Annotated in this window: 12 protein-coding genes; 5 read left to right on the top strand and 7 right to left on the bottom strand. The window is 61.6% G+C overall.

All coding sequences use genetic code 11. The annotated features are described in order from the left end of the window. On the top strand, positions 1 to 645 hold the full coding sequence (locus tag J8C01_RS08725; protein WP_211431654.1) for a hypothetical protein: 645 nt from the start codon (positions 1 to 3) through the stop codon (positions 643 to 645). 182 nt (positions 646 to 827) lie between these two features. Here J8C01_RS08725 and J8C01_RS08720 read toward each other — a convergent pair whose 3' ends face one another. Then, the gene (locus tag J8C01_RS08720) at positions 828 to 1595 is read right to left on the bottom strand and encodes a DNA methyltransferase (protein WP_211431653.1); all 768 of its coding nucleotides are present in this window, start codon (positions 1593 to 1595) and stop codon (positions 828 to 830) included. 406 nt (positions 1596 to 2001) lie between these two features. Between J8C01_RS08720 and J8C01_RS08715 the strand changes: the two genes are divergently transcribed. Then, on the top strand, positions 2002 to 4071 hold the full coding sequence (locus J8C01_RS08715) for a (Fe-S)-binding protein (protein WP_014100251.1): 2070 nt from the start codon (positions 2002 to 2004) through the stop codon (positions 4069 to 4071). A 6-nt stretch (positions 4072 to 4077) separates the two neighbouring features. Here the strand turns inward: J8C01_RS08715 and J8C01_RS08710 are convergent, their stop codons facing one another. The 5 genes from J8C01_RS08710 to chlG form a co-directional block, all read right to left on the bottom strand. Next, positions 4078 to 5304: a 4-hydroxy-3-methylbut-2-enyl diphosphate reductase gene (locus J8C01_RS08710; RefSeq protein ID WP_211431652.1), complete on the bottom strand. Its 1227-nt coding sequence runs from the start codon at positions 5302 to 5304 to the stop codon at positions 4078 to 4080. A 214-nt stretch (positions 5305 to 5518) separates the two neighbouring features. Then, complete coding sequence (locus J8C01_RS08705; protein ID WP_211431651.1) at positions 5519 to 6856, bottom strand: hypothetical protein; 1338 nt, start codon at positions 6854 to 6856, stop codon at positions 5519 to 5521. Between the two features lie 117 nt (positions 6857 to 6973). Then, a complete protein-coding gene (locus J8C01_RS08700; protein ID WP_014100248.1) occupies positions 6974 to 7201 on the bottom strand; it encodes a bacteriochlorophyll c-binding family protein in 228 nt (75 codons plus the stop codon). Positions 7202 to 7385: 184 nt separating this feature from the next. Then, positions 7386 to 8573: an ArsA family ATPase gene (locus J8C01_RS08695; protein ID WP_014100247.1), complete on the bottom strand. Its 1188-nt coding sequence runs from the start codon at positions 8571 to 8573 to the stop codon at positions 7386 to 7388. Between the two features lie 75 nt (positions 8574 to 8648). After that, complete coding sequence (chlG, locus tag J8C01_RS08690; protein WP_014100246.1) at positions 8649 to 9563, bottom strand: chlorophyll synthase ChlG; 915 nt, start codon at positions 9561 to 9563, stop codon at positions 8649 to 8651. A 221-nt stretch (positions 9564 to 9784) separates the two neighbouring features. Here chlG and dacB point away from each other — a divergent pair, with 221 nt between their 5' ends. Genes dacB through mpl form a run of 3 tightly spaced genes read left to right on the top strand, consistent with a single transcriptional unit; the run spans position 9785 to position 13234 of the window. Beyond that, positions 9785 to 11449, top strand: coding sequence for a D-alanyl-D-alanine carboxypeptidase/D-alanyl-D-alanine endopeptidase (gene dacB / locus J8C01_RS08685; RefSeq protein WP_211431650.1), 1665 nt, complete (start codon positions 9785 to 9787; stop codon positions 11447 to 11449). Then, positions 11446 to 11823 (top strand): hypothetical protein, encoded by a 378-nt coding sequence (locus J8C01_RS08680; protein ID WP_148263997.1) that lies wholly within the window; start codon positions 11446 to 11448, stop codon positions 11821 to 11823. Before dacB ends, J8C01_RS08680 begins: the two co-directional genes overlap by 4 nt. A 1-nt stretch (position 11824) precedes the next feature. Then, entirely contained in the window at positions 11825 to 13234 is a 1410-nt protein-coding gene (gene mpl, locus J8C01_RS08675) for a UDP-N-acetylmuramate:L-alanyl-gamma-D-glutamyl-meso-diaminopimelate ligase (protein ID WP_211431649.1), read from the top strand. Between the two features lie 54 nt (positions 13235 to 13288). On the opposite strand, the gene mutS is transcribed toward mpl, so the two are convergent. Next, positions 13289 to 15952 (bottom strand): DNA mismatch repair protein MutS, encoded by a 2664-nt coding sequence (gene mutS / locus J8C01_RS08670; RefSeq protein WP_249355432.1) that lies wholly within the window; start codon positions 15950 to 15952, stop codon positions 13289 to 13291. Positions 15953 to 16008: the final 56 nt, after the last annotated feature.

Genomic DNA, 16008 nt, shown 5'->3' with positions numbered 1-16008 from the left:
ATGACAGCCGACCTGATCCAGAACGCATACAAAGAAGCAAAGCGGCTGTGCCGCGTTGATTTGAAGAGCAACGACGCTGGACGCGCGATATTGCAGCTTGCGCTCAAGTCACTGACATTTCTCATAAACGAATGCCAGCAGCTTGATCTTGTCTCCTGTGTTTCCGGAAAGGAGTATTTCAGCTTCAGGAAGGACAACGTCGTCGCACGTCCCGCGAACAAGGGATTCTTTCTACCCTGCCCTGACGCCATATCCCGGCTGTGGGAAACGTGGCAGGCGGAAACCATCACCACCGTGGAGTTTGGGCAATTGACCTACACTGTGGCGCTCGCGCCATGCCTGGCACTGGAGATATTTGACCGCCAGAACAAAAAAGGGCCGGCGACATTCTTTGAGTGCTACGTAGGACATCTTTTCGCTCAAGCCTTAGGTGTAAATCCGACAAAGCGCGCCAGATTGCCCGTTCACGGGCAGGATATCCTGATGACCATGGACTTTTTGATGGACATCGGGGGGGAGGAAAGTGCACCTGCCGGTGAAGATGTCTTCCAGGGAGCGGGTAGTCCAGGCGTGGGCGCACCAGCGGCTTCTCAACGAAGCCTATGGGAGCCATGCGTACCAAGGAATAATGGTGCTATTTTCTGAGACGAAACTTGACTCGCGGTCCCTGAAAGTTGTTGAGATATGTGTGCCTGACCAATGGCTGGTCTATCAGAGTTTGCTCGCCCGCATGGACCGCATCTACTACTTTGATATTCCTGTCCGATACCAAAAGCTGATGCAGCAATTCCCGAACCTGATATCCATCAAACAATTCGGGGAGTTTTTTAGCGAAAGAGGGAAAATTCTTCATCCTTAGCAGAGGGCAGTCGTGGTTTCCCTGTCCCGTTGGTCGTGATCTGCAGTCGGTTTTTGAGTCCCGCCCATCGCTTCCGGCCCCTGGGCTTGAGAAACACAAGGAAATAGGAGTGGTTTTTTCTTGCGTGAGCCTGCTTCAGCAGGCGGCTTACCCCCGGTCTTCCGTTGCGCACGACAACAAAGAGGTCTTCCACAACAAAGCCATAACTTTGAAGTTCGTTGATGATCTCAACGTGGGTCAGGCGTTGCTGATTGGCGCAAACCTCGTCCTGGCACTTGACCACGTAAGTCCCACCTTCCCTTAGAACCCGCCACGCCTCGCGGGCTGCTTTGAAGTAGAGGTCAAGGACTGCCTCGTGGTACTTCTTCTCTGACCTGGTGAGATTGTTCTTGTAGTAACCCTCGTAGTTTTGATGGTCAACATGCGCTGTCCCGCCGGGCGTGTGCATGTACGGCGGGTCGAACACAACGCAGTCAATAGACCCATCTTGGTATGGAAGGCTCCGGCAGTCCACCCCGGACTGAAGGTCAGTCGCCAGGAGCTTGTAGGCATCGGGAGGGACGTTTCGCCAGAAAACCCCTTTCCCATAAGTCACGTCGGCGACAGTGCTGCCAGGCTCGACATAGAGGGAAAGGACGAAGGGGAATACCTCGTCATTTGTGCCTACGTATGCACTGAAGACGAGATCGTTGGTGGGTGTGCCGTCCGGCGATTTACGCTTTTTCCTGGCTGTCATCGGAAACCCATGAACCCCTGCGACGCTTGATGACTATACGTATCAAGTGATTGCCCGTCAAGTGTGGCTTTTGTTCGCTCGTCTCCATTGGCAAAGCTGCATGCACCGGTCGCGTCCCTCAGGCGGCGAAACAATTGTCCTGATAAGGCGCTGTCTGCCGCTGGAGGCTCCGCCGAGGGATGTGGTGGGTGGCGATGTTTCGGAAATTTTCCAGCAGTTCGACAAGACAACCGAGCCGGAGAGTGTTAGGCTTGATACGCTCCACCGGCTGAAGGCAGCTTCAGCCGACATTCCACCTCATCTCCACGTACCTGCTGGTCCTTCCCGGTCCGCCCCGCCGGGCAGGGTTGTGGCAGAGAGAATGAATGAGCCATCATTCATTTACGGGAGGACGCGCACTCTCACCATGACCATCAAAAACGCCATCTTCATCGTGCTGTTCTTCGCCGCCATCGGCTACTTCCTGTTCAATGCCTGGCGGCTCATTGAATACATCCGGGTTGGCAAGCCGGAAAACCGCTTCGACAACCTGCCCCGGCGGCTCCGGGACCTGCTCGTCATCGGGTTTGCCCAGACAAAAATCATGCGCCACTGGTGGGCCGGTGCACTCCACGTCACTGTCTTCTGGGGCTTCTGCATCCTGACACTGGCCTCCTTCGAGGTCGTGCTGGAAGGCTTCCATCCACAGGCTTCACTGTATTTTCTGCCCGGTTATGAGCTGCTGACCTGTGTACAGGACATTTTTGGCGTGCTCGTCCTCGTCGCTTCCCTGACCTTCCTGTTTCGCCGCTACGTCACCAAGCCCAAGCGGTTTTCCGGGCGCGAAATGACCCCGGCCAGCCGGCTGGATGCCACCATCATCCTGCTCATGATCATTGCCCTGATGGTGACGATGTTCATCGCCAACGGCACGCATCCGGCCACCAACAGCGTCATTTTCGGCTTCCGTCCCATTTCGGATGTCGTCGGCTTCTATCTGGGTGGGAGCCAGAACGAACTGCTGTTTGAAGCCGCGTGGTGGACGCATGCCCTGGTGCTTTTCGTGTTTCTCAACTACCTGCCATTCTCAAAGCACCTGCACGTCATTGCCTCCCTGCCAAATGTCTTTTTCGCCTCACATCAATCGTCAGGCGTACTACCCAAAATGGACCTCGAAGCCGAGGACATCGAAACCTTCGGCGCTTCAGACATCGAACACTTCACCTGGAAACAGTTGTTCGACAGCTACACCTGTACGGAGTGCGGACGCTGCACAGCCGTATGTCCCGCCAACAACACGGGCAAGCCGCTGTCACCGCGCAAGATCATGATGGACATCCGCCACCGCATCGAGGAAAAGGGCGAGTTGACCATCGGCAAGCTGGGGACGTTCACCAAAGGCATTGCGGCCAACGGCCACGGCAATGGCAACGGGGAACTGCCCGAACATGTCAAAGACGTACTGGCGCAGAAAATCATCAGCGAACGGTTCATCACACCCGAAGAACTCTGGGCCTGTACGACCTGCCAGGCCTGCATGCAGGAGTGCCCGGTCAGCATCGAGCACGTGCCCACGATTGTGGATATGCGCCGCAACCTCGTCCTGCAGGAAGCCGACTTCCCCAGCGAACTGAACACGCTGTTTACAAACCTCGAAAACAAATACTCGCCGTGGGCTTTCAGCCATGACGGGCGCGCCGACTGGGCCGAAGGGCTGGAAATACCACTGATGTCCATGATCGAAGCCGACCAGAAACAGGTCGAAGTGCTGTTCTGGGTTGGTTGCGCCGGATCGTACGATGATCGCTACCGCAAGGTCGTCCGGTCTGTGGCGCGCCTGCTCAAAAAGGCCGGGATTTCCTTTGCCATTCTCGGCAAGGAGGAGAAATGTACCGGCGATCCGGCCCGCCGTGCCGGCAATGAGTACCTGGCCCAGATGCTCATTCAGGAAAACGTCGAAACACTGAACAACTACAAGCCTCGTTTCAAGACGGTGCTCACGTCCTGTCCGCACTGCTTCAACGCCATCAAGAATGAATGGTCGCAGTTTGGCGGCACGTTCGAGGTCATGCATCACAGCCAGTACCTGTCGAAACTCGTGGCCGAAGGACGTATCACACCCACGCAGAAGATTGAAGCCACGGCGGTCTATCACGATTCCTGTTACCTGGGACGGTCAAATGGTGTCTATGAGGAGCCGCGCCAGGTGCTTGTCCAGATTGGCGCGAAATTGACCGAGATGGAACGCTCCCGCGACAAGGGCATGTGTTGTGGCGCGGGCGGTGCGCGCATGTGGATGGAAGAAGCGGCCCCGCGCGTCAACGTCGAACGCACGCGCCAGGCGCTCGAAACCAAGCCCGATATGATCGCGGCCGCCTGTCCCTTCTGCCTGACGATGCTGACCGACGGCCTCAAAGCCCACAACGAAGAGCGGGTCAAAGCCTTTGACATCGCCGAACTGCTCGATCAGGCGACGGGTGGCGACAGACAGGCGTAAGTGGTTTTACGCTCCGGCACCTGAAACAGACCATTCCGGGGGAAGGGACTCGCCGGCCACGTCAATGAGCCGCACGATCACTTCCCCAAGGATGCGGTCGGGCGTGGAAGCGCCGGAAGTCAGCCCGATGGTGAGCTTGCCGGCAGGCAGCCAGTGGTGGGATTCAACTTCACCGGTCTGAAAAGCCGGCTTGTGGCGGATGCGTTCGGCAGACACCAGACAGTCCGCACCCGTAATGTGGTAGGTCGGGCAAACCGCCGCAGCCATTTCGCAGAGGTGGCCAGTGTTGCTGCTGTTGTAGCCGCCGACAACGAGCATCAGGTCGGGACCGTAAGCCAGCAACTGCGCCACGGCATCCTGCCGAACCTGGGTGGCGCTGCAAATCGTGTCGAAGGACCGGAAACGGAATGGCACTTCGTCTTCGCCATACCGCACTGTCATGGCGGCGCGCAAGCGCTCGGCAATCGCCAGGGACTCGCTGGCCAGCATGGTGGTCTGGTTGGCCAGACCGATCTTTTCCAGGTCATGCCGGGGGTCAAAGCCAGGCGAGGCAAACCGGGCAAAGAAGTCGTGCAGCCTGTCCACCGGTTGCAGTCCACTGATGACATCGGCCAGACGCTCTGCTTCCGACAGGTCACGGACGACAACGTAGCGCCCACCGGGTATGGCCAGCACCTGCGAGCGGGTCGCCGCCGTCTCTTCGTGGTCGTATTTCCCGTGAATGACGGTGGTGAAACCGTCGCGCGCGTAGCGTTCCACGCGCTTCCACACGTGGACGACCGAACCGCACGTGGTGTCAATGAGGGTGCAGCCCGTCTGGCGCAGCCGGGACAACTCCGGGGTAGGCAAGCCAAAGGCCGGGATGATGACCACATCCTGAGGGGTGAGATGGGCCAGTCCGTCGAGCGGTTGGATGCCGACAGCGGCGAGCTGCCCGTTGACCATCGGGTTGTGGATGATTTCCCCGGCCAGATAAATCTTCCGGTCGTGGAACCGGCGGCGTGCCTCGTAAGCCAGCTCAAGGGCATCGTCCACGCCGTAGCAGAAGCCAAATTCACGTGCCAGGTGGAGGGTGAGGCGGCCAACCCGGCAGGTATAATCCTGCTGACGGATGGCTTCGACAATCGCACTGCCAAAGTGGTGCGCGACGGTTTGACGGGTGCTGGACTGGACGAATAAACGTGACCGCGTGTGAACGCTTTCGGGAAGCGTGACCGCAACCTGACTGGCCATGTTGACCGAATGCCCTCGTCTTGCAGGATGGCTTGGGGGCAAAACCGACGCGATCGCGCCAGCGGTCACGACGTAAAGCGAAATCTAATCGCTGCACGCCACGGCCGCCAAGACAAACTGACGGATGGTATCCGGCAGTGGTATCCGTCACCAGTCGGGAGGCAGCCTCTTGACCGCCTTCAGACGAGTTCCATCCGGGCCGCACAGAAAGTGCTCACGAGTTGGCGTTAGCCAGTTCGGGTGTGGTTTCAGCCGCCACGTTTGGTTTATAGGCAATCGAGAGCGGCGGGGGTGAAGAGACAGCCGCTTCTGCGGCCGGCTTGGGTGGCTTGTCGGTCGCAAAGCTGACCTTGACGGCCGTCCGGCGCGGCCCGGGTATGGGCCCGGTTGTCCTCTCAGTTGCTTTTCCGACTGTTTCGCTGGTCACGCCTGCTGTAGCTGAAGCCGCTTCTCCGGCAGCCGGGGCCGCAGCCGCCGTCACAGGTTGACCGGCGGGCTTTGCGACCGGCTTGCCGGCATTCTGAATGAAGGCCAGAAGCTGTTTGAGGGGGCTACCCTGCTCAACCATCCGGTCAATGGCCTGCAGCAGAAATGCCCGCGCGGCCGGGTTTTCGCTCACCGTAATGAGCAGCTTGTTGAGCGCCTCGATCAGAGCTGTAATCTGACCAATGTCCTCAACTTTGGGAATGCGGTCCACCAATTTCGAGAGGGTTTCATCCAGCCCGATGGTTTTGCCGACTTCCGTCGGAAGTGTCCCGACAGCATCTTTGGCAACCTGCGCGACGCGATAAACGGCATAGCTCGCGTTGGAAACCGGGCGTCCGGTGCCAAAGGGGGAATCAGGAGATGGAACTCTGCCGGATGGTGCATCGGGCGGGGTAGGCCGCGCCGTTGGGGTCGGTGGCGGGACCCGGAACGTCGTACCCCGCCTGGCATGGGATTCCTGGACAATGGCCCGGATGCGCTCAATCTGAGCTGCTGTCTGAGCTGCTGTGGCGTCAGCGGCGCTGCTTTGGGAAGCGGCACTGCTTTGGGAAGACGATAGCGGCTGGCCTGTGGATGTTTCTGCCTGTCCGCCAGCCTGCTGTCCGCCAGCCTGCTGTCCGCCAGCCTGCCCGGCACTTCGTGTCACCACCGCTTTGGTGAGTTCAAACAACTCTTCCAGCGCCGGCAGGTCCATAATGGGCAGCAGGTCCACCCGCGCCGTCAGGGGCTTGGGAACAGCCGGCGGTGTAAACTCCAGCGCCAACTCACCATGCAGGGTATCAGCCGGTTTGGCGCTCAGGTTCACGCCACGGTAATCCAGGCGGTCGAGAACATCCGACTGCAAGCCACGCGCCCAGAGCACAAAGTGCCGGTCGGTCAGAATGACGTAGTCGTGCAGGGTCAGCCCGCCAACCCGCTTGCCGTCGCCATCGAAGATGATCCCGTCAAACAGGGCAATGACCACTTCATCCGGTTCGCGGTGATAGCGGAAAAACTCCTCGACGTGTTTCCGTTCGACATTTTTGCCAATGTAAGGGACAGGCAGCTCCAGCGCGACGTTGGCCATCGTCGTTTCTCCTCAAACCGCCTTGATGGGGCGTGGATGGACTGGGTGGATGAAACGGGAAGCCCGGATGGCGCACCAGGTGGCTCCCGGCGCCCAACCCGAACTTCCCATCCTGGACTATCCTTCGGCTGTGAAGCGGGAAGCCGTGGTCTTGCCCGCCGGAGACGCGCCCATACTGCGCCGTGCCCCGCCGCCGTCATACAGGTTGTCAAACATACGTCCCTGAATGCGGTCGAAGTTGTAGGCAATGGCGCGGTAAATGTCGCCCACGAGGTTGATGTGACCTTCAAGGTTGATCTCGCCGATTTCGACGATGGAGTCCACGACCTTTTTGAACTGACCCATAGCAACAAGTCCTCCGAAGTTCGGATGGAAAGGAAGTGAGCTGAACTTTGGGGACGCAAACCGGACACGCCGTGGCCATGCTGGCAGGCACCTGGCTGCTTGCGCTGGACACTGACACGCAACAACCGGCAGGGCGCGCTACCTGTCAGGTACGTCAGGGCGACGCCGCCGCCCCGGTCGGGTTTCAGCCAACCCCGACCGGGGTTTCAAAGCAAATACTCAACCATTCATTCTGATACTCGGCATGACTGGGTTCCAGCCCAATCATCGAGGTCGGCAAACCAACCATCCGCCGCTGGTTGCCAATCTGGATGACGAGTTCATCGCCCGCAATCCAGGTTTCGAGCCGGTCTGGCTCCAGAAACGGCAGCCGGATGCGAATGCGGCAGTCATGCTCGGATTTGCACATTTCAAAGGGACGCTCGTCGTAGAGCCGCGCTGCCGGGTCAGTGTCGCCAAAGAGATCGCGGGCCAGCACCCGCAGGCGGTCTATACCGACGACTTCTGAACCGTACATCGGTGCCCGCAGAATTGGCAACGGCTGAAATGAGTCCTCAATCTCCGCCAGGTAACGCTGCTGAACGTCCTTCCATCCTTCCAGAAAACCACTGTTTTCGTGAACTGGCAAAAGCCGGTTGACCACGATGCCATCCGAAAGCAGTCCGTAGAGATTAAGGTAAGTCAGTGCCCGCTTGGACTCCTTGATGGCCATTTTTTCGGCGTTCATCACCAGGCGCACCGTCGTTGTCGTGCCGTCACACAGAATGTCGTGCATGACTTCGAGGTTGCGGAACATGCGATCAACTTCGGAAAAGACCTTCTCTGACGCCATGTACTTCCGCAGTCCGGGTGTGGCATTCGCCAGGGGGCGCACAATGGGACGTACAAGCGAGGCTTCCAGTCCGCGCACCAGCCGGATGAGCCAGTTCAAGGTTTGCGGCATCGAAAGCAGGCGCAGGGTTTCTCCCGTGGGCGCGGCATCCACCACGAGCAGGTCGTACTCGCCACTTTCCCGGTACTTCCGAATGCGCGTCAGGCTGAACAGTTCTTCCATGCCGGGCAGGATGGCGGACTCGTCTGCCAGAACCCCATCCACCCCCTGGCTGGCGAGGATTTCGGCAAAGTGGGCGCGCACCACGCCCCAGTTTTCTTCCAGGTCCCGATAGACGTTGGTTTCCAGGGCATCGAGCCGGTCGGCAATCCGTACCGGTTCGGGGCCAAGCGGAAGGTCGAAGGAATCCGAAAGGCTGTGGGCCGGGTCTGTGCTCATCACCAGCGTACGCAGGCCGCGCTCGGCCGCCAGCAGTGCCGTTGCTGCCGCAACACTGGTTTTTCCAACTCCGCCCTTGCCGGTGTAGATGATGATTCTCATACGTTCCGTCTTCTCGTCTCGTGCAAGTCTGCGCCCGCGCGCGTGTTCAGGGGGCATCTGCGGCAACCGGGCCGCTCAGCGAATCGCAATGGCATAGGCCATCATGCCCAGCACATACAGCGTCGTCCCGGTGGCGTTGTACCAGGGGGCGCGTGCCTCCGGGTCCCGGACGAGCTTGACCTGAAGGGGTATCTGGGCCACGAGCAGCCCCATCAGGACGGCCGCCCACAGCCATTCCCCGTACCACGCCAGCAGGCCCACACACAGCAGTTGCGGAATGTTCATGACATAGCAGGCCACCCGCGCGGCGCGTGGAATGCCAAGCTGCACCGGCACGGAACGAATCCCCAGCGCCGTGTCGCCCGGCACACTCTTGAAGTCGTTGAGCGTCATGATCCCGTGCGCGCCAATGCTGTAGAGCACCGCCCCGGCAAGGCTCGCTGGCGGAAAGGCCCCGGAAACCGCCAGGCAGCCCGTCGCCCACGCCACGCCTTCGTAGGCAAAACTCACCAGCCCGTTGCCGAACCAGCCATTGCGTTTGCCGCGTACCGGCGGCGCGCTGTAGAGCAACGACATCACAAAAGCCGCAACGGTGATGAGCAGTACCGGCCAGGCGCCAACAATCCAGGCCATTCCGAAAGAGGCGAGCGTCAGCGCCGTACACAGCCAAAGCCCCTGGGCTTCTGTAATCCGCCCGGAAGGAAACGGCCGCTGCGGCTCGTTGATGCGGTCCACTTCCCGGTCACAGTAGTCATTCATGACCTGTGACATCGAACACATCAGCGGCCCGGCCAGAATGGCTCCCAGAAACAGGTTCCACAGGAACTCACCCGTCGGCGCGGCCCCACTGCTGATGGCTCCGCACAGGAACGCCCACATCGGGGCAAACCAAGTGAGCGGTTTCATCAGTTCGAGAACAGCACGCCAGAAGTCGGCCCGCGACGTTGCGAGCGGTACGGAACAAGCCTGTGGTACGTATTGGTTCGCCATTGGAATCAGCAGCCGATGGACGGGCTGACAGAAAGTCAGTGGGTCAGCTTGTCAGGAATCAGCGGGACGTTTCCCTTCCAACTTCGCTCATGGTAGGGCTGACTGCAACGGAAACTTTGCCGGTCGAAAGCTTTTCGTCCGCCATGCTAAGGTGAGTCATCTGAGGTGCCGGGGGCAAAAGCCGCCAGTGCCACACCTTGGACACCTTGTGAAGACTGAACATGCTTCAGCAACCGTGCCCGGCATTCTGGTTGAAGGCGGCCGTCGGGCTGGCGCTCACTACCGGACTGCTCTGGAAACCTGCTCCGGTGGTCGAAGCGCAGCGGGCCGGTCGGTCAGCCGCGCGCCCGGTACAGAAAGCAGCGCCGAAATCATCACCGAAAGGCACCCCGCAGTCACCTTCGGCCCCGTTGGCGTCGCCAGGCAAACCACTGCCAGCGGGGGCACTTCAGACGTTTGTGGAGCAGTTGGCTGCCCGTCCGGCATTGCAGGGGGCGCGCCTTGGTATCCACATCGAAGATGCCGAAACAGGCGAAGTCCTGGCCGATGTCGCCGGCGAGAAGCGGTTTTTACCGGCCTCGAACATGAAACTCGTCACCACGGCCGCGGCGCTCGATGTTCTGGGGCCGGACTTCCGCGTGCGCACCTCGGTCTATGTGCCACTGCCGGATGCCAACGGCGTCGTCACCGGCGATCTGACGCTCGTCGGACGCGGCGATCCGACCATTTCCGACCGCTATAACGCCGACAAAAAAGACACCCGCCTGACGCCGCTCGAACAGCTTGCCGACCAGGTGGCGGCGGCCGGCATCCGGGAAATCACCGGCGATGTCGTCGGCGATGAAAGCTACTTCCGCGCCGCGCCGCTCGGCGACGGCTGGGGCTGGGATGACTTGCAGTGGTACTACGGCGCGGAAGTCAGTGCGCTGTCCGTCGCTGACAACCACGTGACGCTGACCGTGGCGCCGACGCGCCCCGGAGAAAAGGTGGCCGTCACCTGTACGCCAGCGACGGATTACATCACCCTGCGCAACGAAGCCGTGACGGCCGCCGGCAAGGAAACCGACACCTTTGGGCTGCACCGCGGCCTGGCTGACAACGTCATCGAACTGTACGGCGCACTGCCGCCCAACGGGGGACGTGAGTTGGGCGTGGCCATTCACGACCCGGCCCGCTTTGCCGCGCACCTGTTCCGGGACATGCTCGTGCGCCGGGGAATCGTCGTGCGGGGCGGTGTCCGGCGGGCTGATGCCAACATGCGGCAGCGGCAACCGCTGGCGCTGGAGACGCTCCGGGAAGTGGCCTTCATCGAATCGCCACCGCTGTCGCTCTGGGTGCGGACGACCAACAAAATCAGCTCCAATCTCTACGCGGAGCTTCTTCTGCGCCATCTGGGCAAAACCCGTGGCACTGCGGACAAGGATGCTGACGTGGCCGGCTGTGAAGTCGTGGCGGAATTTCTCTCCCGCGCCGGGGTTGCGGTTGCCGAACTGAAAATCCGCGACGGTTCCGGGCTGTCACGGCTCGACAACCTGACGCCGGGCGCACTGACCACCCTGCTCCGCTTCATGCGCAAACATCCAGCCTGGGACGTGTTTTACGATTCGCTGCCCATTGCCGGTGTGGACGGCACGCTGCGCAGCCGTATGAAGGGGACGCGCGCCGCTGAGAACCTGCGGGCCAAAACCGGAACGCTCGATGACGTGAGCGCGCTGGCCGGTTACGTCACCGCCGCCAATGGACGGGTGCTCGTGTTCAGTTTCGTGGCCAACTATCTCAACACCGCCCGTACGGCCGGAGTGGCTGCCGGCGACGACCTGGGCAAGGCCATGGCCGAATACACCGGCGCAGCCGCCAAAACGGCTGCTGTGGAAACGGAGCAATGATGAACCGACGCTTCTGGAAAGTCACCTTCCTGGCGGTCGCTGTTGGCAGTGGTCTGGCGGCAGCGGCTTTTGCCGCCGGGCTGGCTGCCGGCCGGCAGCTTTCGGCGCGGGAGGCGCAGCAGGTGCTTCAGCGCGCCTTGGGCGGACGCTACGAGCGTGACCGCATTCGCATCCGGCGCGTTCTGCCCGGCTTTTCACCCGGCGATGCCATCGTCGAAGCGCAGGTGGAGGCCACGTTCAAGCTGGCCCGGACGGCCCGGGGTTGGGAAGCCACCGAAGTCCGCATTGCCGACCGGGACTGGCGGCCACTTGCGGCACTGACCCGCGAGTTGAGCCAGAGCCAACCAACGGAAGGTGTCACGGGAGCGCCATGATATGACCCACTACTATCTCATTGGCATTTGCGGCACAGCCATGGCCTCGCTGGCCGGGATGCTCAAGGCGCGGGGCTATGAAGTCACCGGTTCGGATGCCCACGTTTATCCGCCGATGTCGGACGAACTTGCCCGCCTGGGAATTCCGGTCCATCTGGGCTATGACCCGGCGCACCTGGCGCACCGCCGGCCGGATGTCGTCGTCATTGGCAATGCCATTCCACGCGGCAACCCGGAGGTGGAATACGTGCTGGAACAGCGTTGGCGGTACGCCTCACTGCCGGAAGTGCTCAAGCAGGAATTTCTCTGGGGCCGGCGCGTTCTGGTCGTCACCGGCACCCACGGCAAAACGACGACGACGGCGCTGGCCGCCCATGTGCTTACGGTTGGCGGACTGGAGCCGACGTTTCTCGTCGGGGGCGTGGCCGAAAATTTCGGCTCCAGCTTTCGCGTGACGGAAAGCGACTACGTCGTGCTCGAAGGCGATGAATACGACACGGCCTATTTCGACAAGGGGCCGAAGTTCATGCACTACCTGCCGGAAATCGGCATCGTCAACAACGTCGAATTCGATCACGCGGACATCTACCCCAACCTGGATGCCGTCAAGCTGGCCTTCCGGCGCTTCGTCAATCTCATTCCGCGCAACGGTGCATGCATCGTCGGCTTTGACTCGCCGCACGCGCGCGACGTGGCGGCGCGGGCGTGGTCCCCGGTGGAAGGTTTCGCACTTGATGCACCCGATGCGCTCTGGCGCGCCCACGACCTGGAATACACGGCGAACGGTATGCGTTTCCGTGTCAGTCGGGCCGGCATGCCGTGGGCAACGTTCGAGCTGCCGACCTTTGGTGCATTCAACGTCCGCAACGCGCTGGCCGTCATCGCTGCGGCTACCCGCTGGGGCGTTTCCCCGGAACGCATCGCCACGGGACTGGCTACGTTTCGTGCGGTCAAACGGCGGATGGAAGTCCGGGGGGAAGTCGGCGGTATCACCGTCATTGACGACTTCGCGCACCATCCGACGGCTGTTCGGGAAACCCTGGAAGCCCTGGCGCGGCGCTTTCCGGGGCGTCCCCTGACGGCCGTGTTTGAGCCGCGTTCGTGGTCGTCGCGCAAGCGGGTGTTTCAGGCGGCCTATGCCGAGGCGTTTGACGCTGCCCGGCAGGTTGTTGTTGCGCCGGTGTTTGAAAGCACCAAGGTGGCTGCCGACGACCGCTTCTCACCGGAACAGCTCTGCGCCGACCTGACGGCGCGTGGGAAAACGGCAGTTGTACGCTCCGGCGCAGAAGCCATTGTGGAGTACCTGCTGGGGCATCTCCAGCCACGGGAAGTCGTCGCCATTCTGTCCAACGGCGGTTTTGACGGCCTGCACGACAAGCTGCTGCGTGCGCTGGACAGGCAAAGCCAGTGAAGCCGCCCCGGAGGTGGTTGTCTGCGGCGCGCGCTGTCGGGGCCGCAACGTGGCCTACAACAGCCGTTCCTGCAGGCGGCGCAGAACGGTCAGCGCCAGGTCAGGTGTCAGGCTGTTCAGGTCGAGCGCGCGGAGTTCTTCGATGACGCTTTCGTTGACGGCTTCAAACAGCGTCGGCTGCGCGCGCTGGGCCCTGCCCCGGCGGGCCGGCAGATGCCGAGCCAGCTTGGGCTTGCCAAGGACATCGAGTTCATTGGCTTCCAGATTGGCGAGGATTTCACGGGCGCGCGCGATGACCGAAGCCGGAAGACCGGCCAGCCGTCCGACTTCTATGCCGTAGGACTTGCTGGCGCTGCCCGGTATGACGCGGTGCAGAAACACGATGTCGCCATTCTGTTCCGAAACCGCCAACTGGACGTTGCACACGCCCGGCAGCACCTGCGCCAGTTCAACCAGCTCGTGGTAGTGGGTCGCAAACAGCGTTTTTGCCGCGTGGTGCGGGTCGTCGTGCAGGTACTCACACACGGCCCACGCGAGCGAAAGCCCGTCAAAGGTCGAAGTGCCGCGCCCGACTTCATCGAGCAGAACGAGGCTGCGCGGCGTGGCCGTGTTGAGAATGCAGGCCGTTTCCGTCATCTCAACCATGAAGGTCGAACGGCCGCGCGCCACGTTGTCTGAAGCGCCGATGCGCGTGAAAATCCGGTCCACCAGCGGAATGGAGGCGCGGCGGGCCGGCACAAACGCGCCAGCGTGCGCCATCAGAACAATGAGACCGACCTGGCGCAGAAACACGCTTTTGCCGCCCATGTTCGGCCCGGTGATGATGAGCAGCCGGTCGGTCGAATTGTTCATACGGACATCGTTTGGAACAAACCGCTCGACGTTGGCTTCGACCACCGGATGCCGGCCGTCTTCGATGACGAGTTCATCGCCGGCGTGCAGTTCTGGGCGTACGTAGCGCCGTCGCGCGGCCACTTCCGCCAGCGCCGCCAGCACGTCGAGCACGGCCACGATGCGGGCTGCCGTCTGCAAACGCGGGGCGTGGGCGACGAGAAAGGCGCGCAGTTCCTGAAAAAGCTGGGTTTCCAGCGCCAGCAGCCGCACTTCGGCGTCGCGCAGCCGCGCTTCGAGCTGCTTGAGTTCGGGCGTCGTGTAGCGTTCGCCGTTGGCAATCGTCTGCTTGCGTTCGTAGTCCGCCGGAACGTACTTGAGGTTGGCTTTGGTGACTTCGATGTAGTAGCCAAAGACCTGATTGAAGCGCACTTTGAGCGAACCAATGCCGGTACGTTCACGCTCCCGTTGTTCGATGGCGGCCATGGCCCCGCTGGCGTCATGGCGCAGATGACGCAACTCATCCAGTTCGGCGCTGAAGCCGGGACGGATGACGCCGCCTTCGTCAAGTTTGACCGGAGGCGCATCGGACAGGGTTTCGGCCATGCGCTGGTGCAGGTCGGCGCACGGGTCGAGGGTTTCACCCAGCGTCAGCAGCAGGGATGACGTACAGTTCAGCAGCCGCTCCCTGAGCGCCGGCAGATGTGCGCAGCTTGTGCGCAGCGCGGCTACGTCGCGGGGCGTGGCCAGGTTGAGGGAAAGCCGTCCGACGAGGCGTTCGATGTCCTGAATCTCGCGGAGCAACTGCCGGAAGCCATCCCGTTCGATGGGTTTCCGGTGCAGTTCATCCACGGCGTCGAGGCGGGCTTCGATGATGGGCAGCTCAAGCGACGGACGCAGAAGCCACTGCCTGAGCAGGCGCGCGCCCATGTTGGTGATGGTGTCGTCGAGGACGCCCAGCAGGGCATCCCGTTTGCTGCCGCTGGCTCCTGTGATGACTTCCAGATTTTTGAGCGTCAGCAGGTCGAGTTCGAGCGTGGTTGTCGTCTCGAACCACGTCACGCCGGTCACATGACGCGCGTCACTCATCTGCGTTTCACGGAGGTAACGCAGGACAGCCGCGGCGGCGCCAATCGCCAGCGGCCGGCCTTCGAGGCCGAAGCCGGCCAGCGAGCGGACGCCAAAGTGCTCCCGCAGCAGGGCTTCACCGGCGTCCGGGGCAAATGAAAGCTGTTCGGTCAGGGTGAGGGCGGCCGTGAAGCGCGGTGGCCCGGAGGGCTTCCCCTCCGCCGGTGCATCCGGCGAAGGCGGCTGCGGGAAGGCTGCACTGAGCAGTGGGGCGAGTGTTTGCGGGGCGAGGACTTCGCGTGGGTCAAAGCGTTCGAGCAGGTTGAGCGCGGCTTCAAGGTGCGCTTCACCCCGCAGTTCCGTCACGGAAAACTCGCCGGTGGTGACGTCAAGCAGGGCAACCGCCGTGGCTTCCGCGTTGCTGGAGAGTGCGGCGAGAAAGCGGTTTTCGGCTCCGGTCAGCAGGGTTTCTTCGAGGGAGGTGCCCGGCGTCACCACGCGCACGACGGCGCGTTCGACAAGTTTGGTCTTGCCGGTGGCTTCTTCGGTCTGCTCGCAGATGGCGACGCGGTAGCCGCGCTCGACGAGCCGGGCAATGTAGCTGGCGGCGGCGTGGTAGGGAACGCCGCACATGGGGACAGGCTGGGCGGTATCCTTGTGGCGGGCGGTGAGGGTGAGATCGAGTTCGCGTGACGCAATGTGGGCGTCCTCGAAGAACATCTCGTAGAAGTCGCCGAGCCGGAAAAAGAGCAGAGTGCCGGGGTACTTGGCCTTGATGGCAAAGTACTGGCGCATCATCGGGGTCGCTGCCGTGGACACCGAGTTCCGTTCCTCCTTACCGGGTGCGGTTGCGGCCCCGGCCGTGACCGGCCAGC

Origin of the sequence: Chloracidobacterium sp. D, assembly GCF_018304685.1 — a bacterium.
Taxonomy (GTDB): domain Bacteria; phylum Acidobacteriota; class Blastocatellia; order Chloracidobacteriales; family Chloracidobacteriaceae; genus Chloracidobacterium; species Chloracidobacterium thermophilum.
Note: the sequence above shows the minus strand (reverse complement) of the source record. Positions and strands in the feature narration are given on the sequence as shown.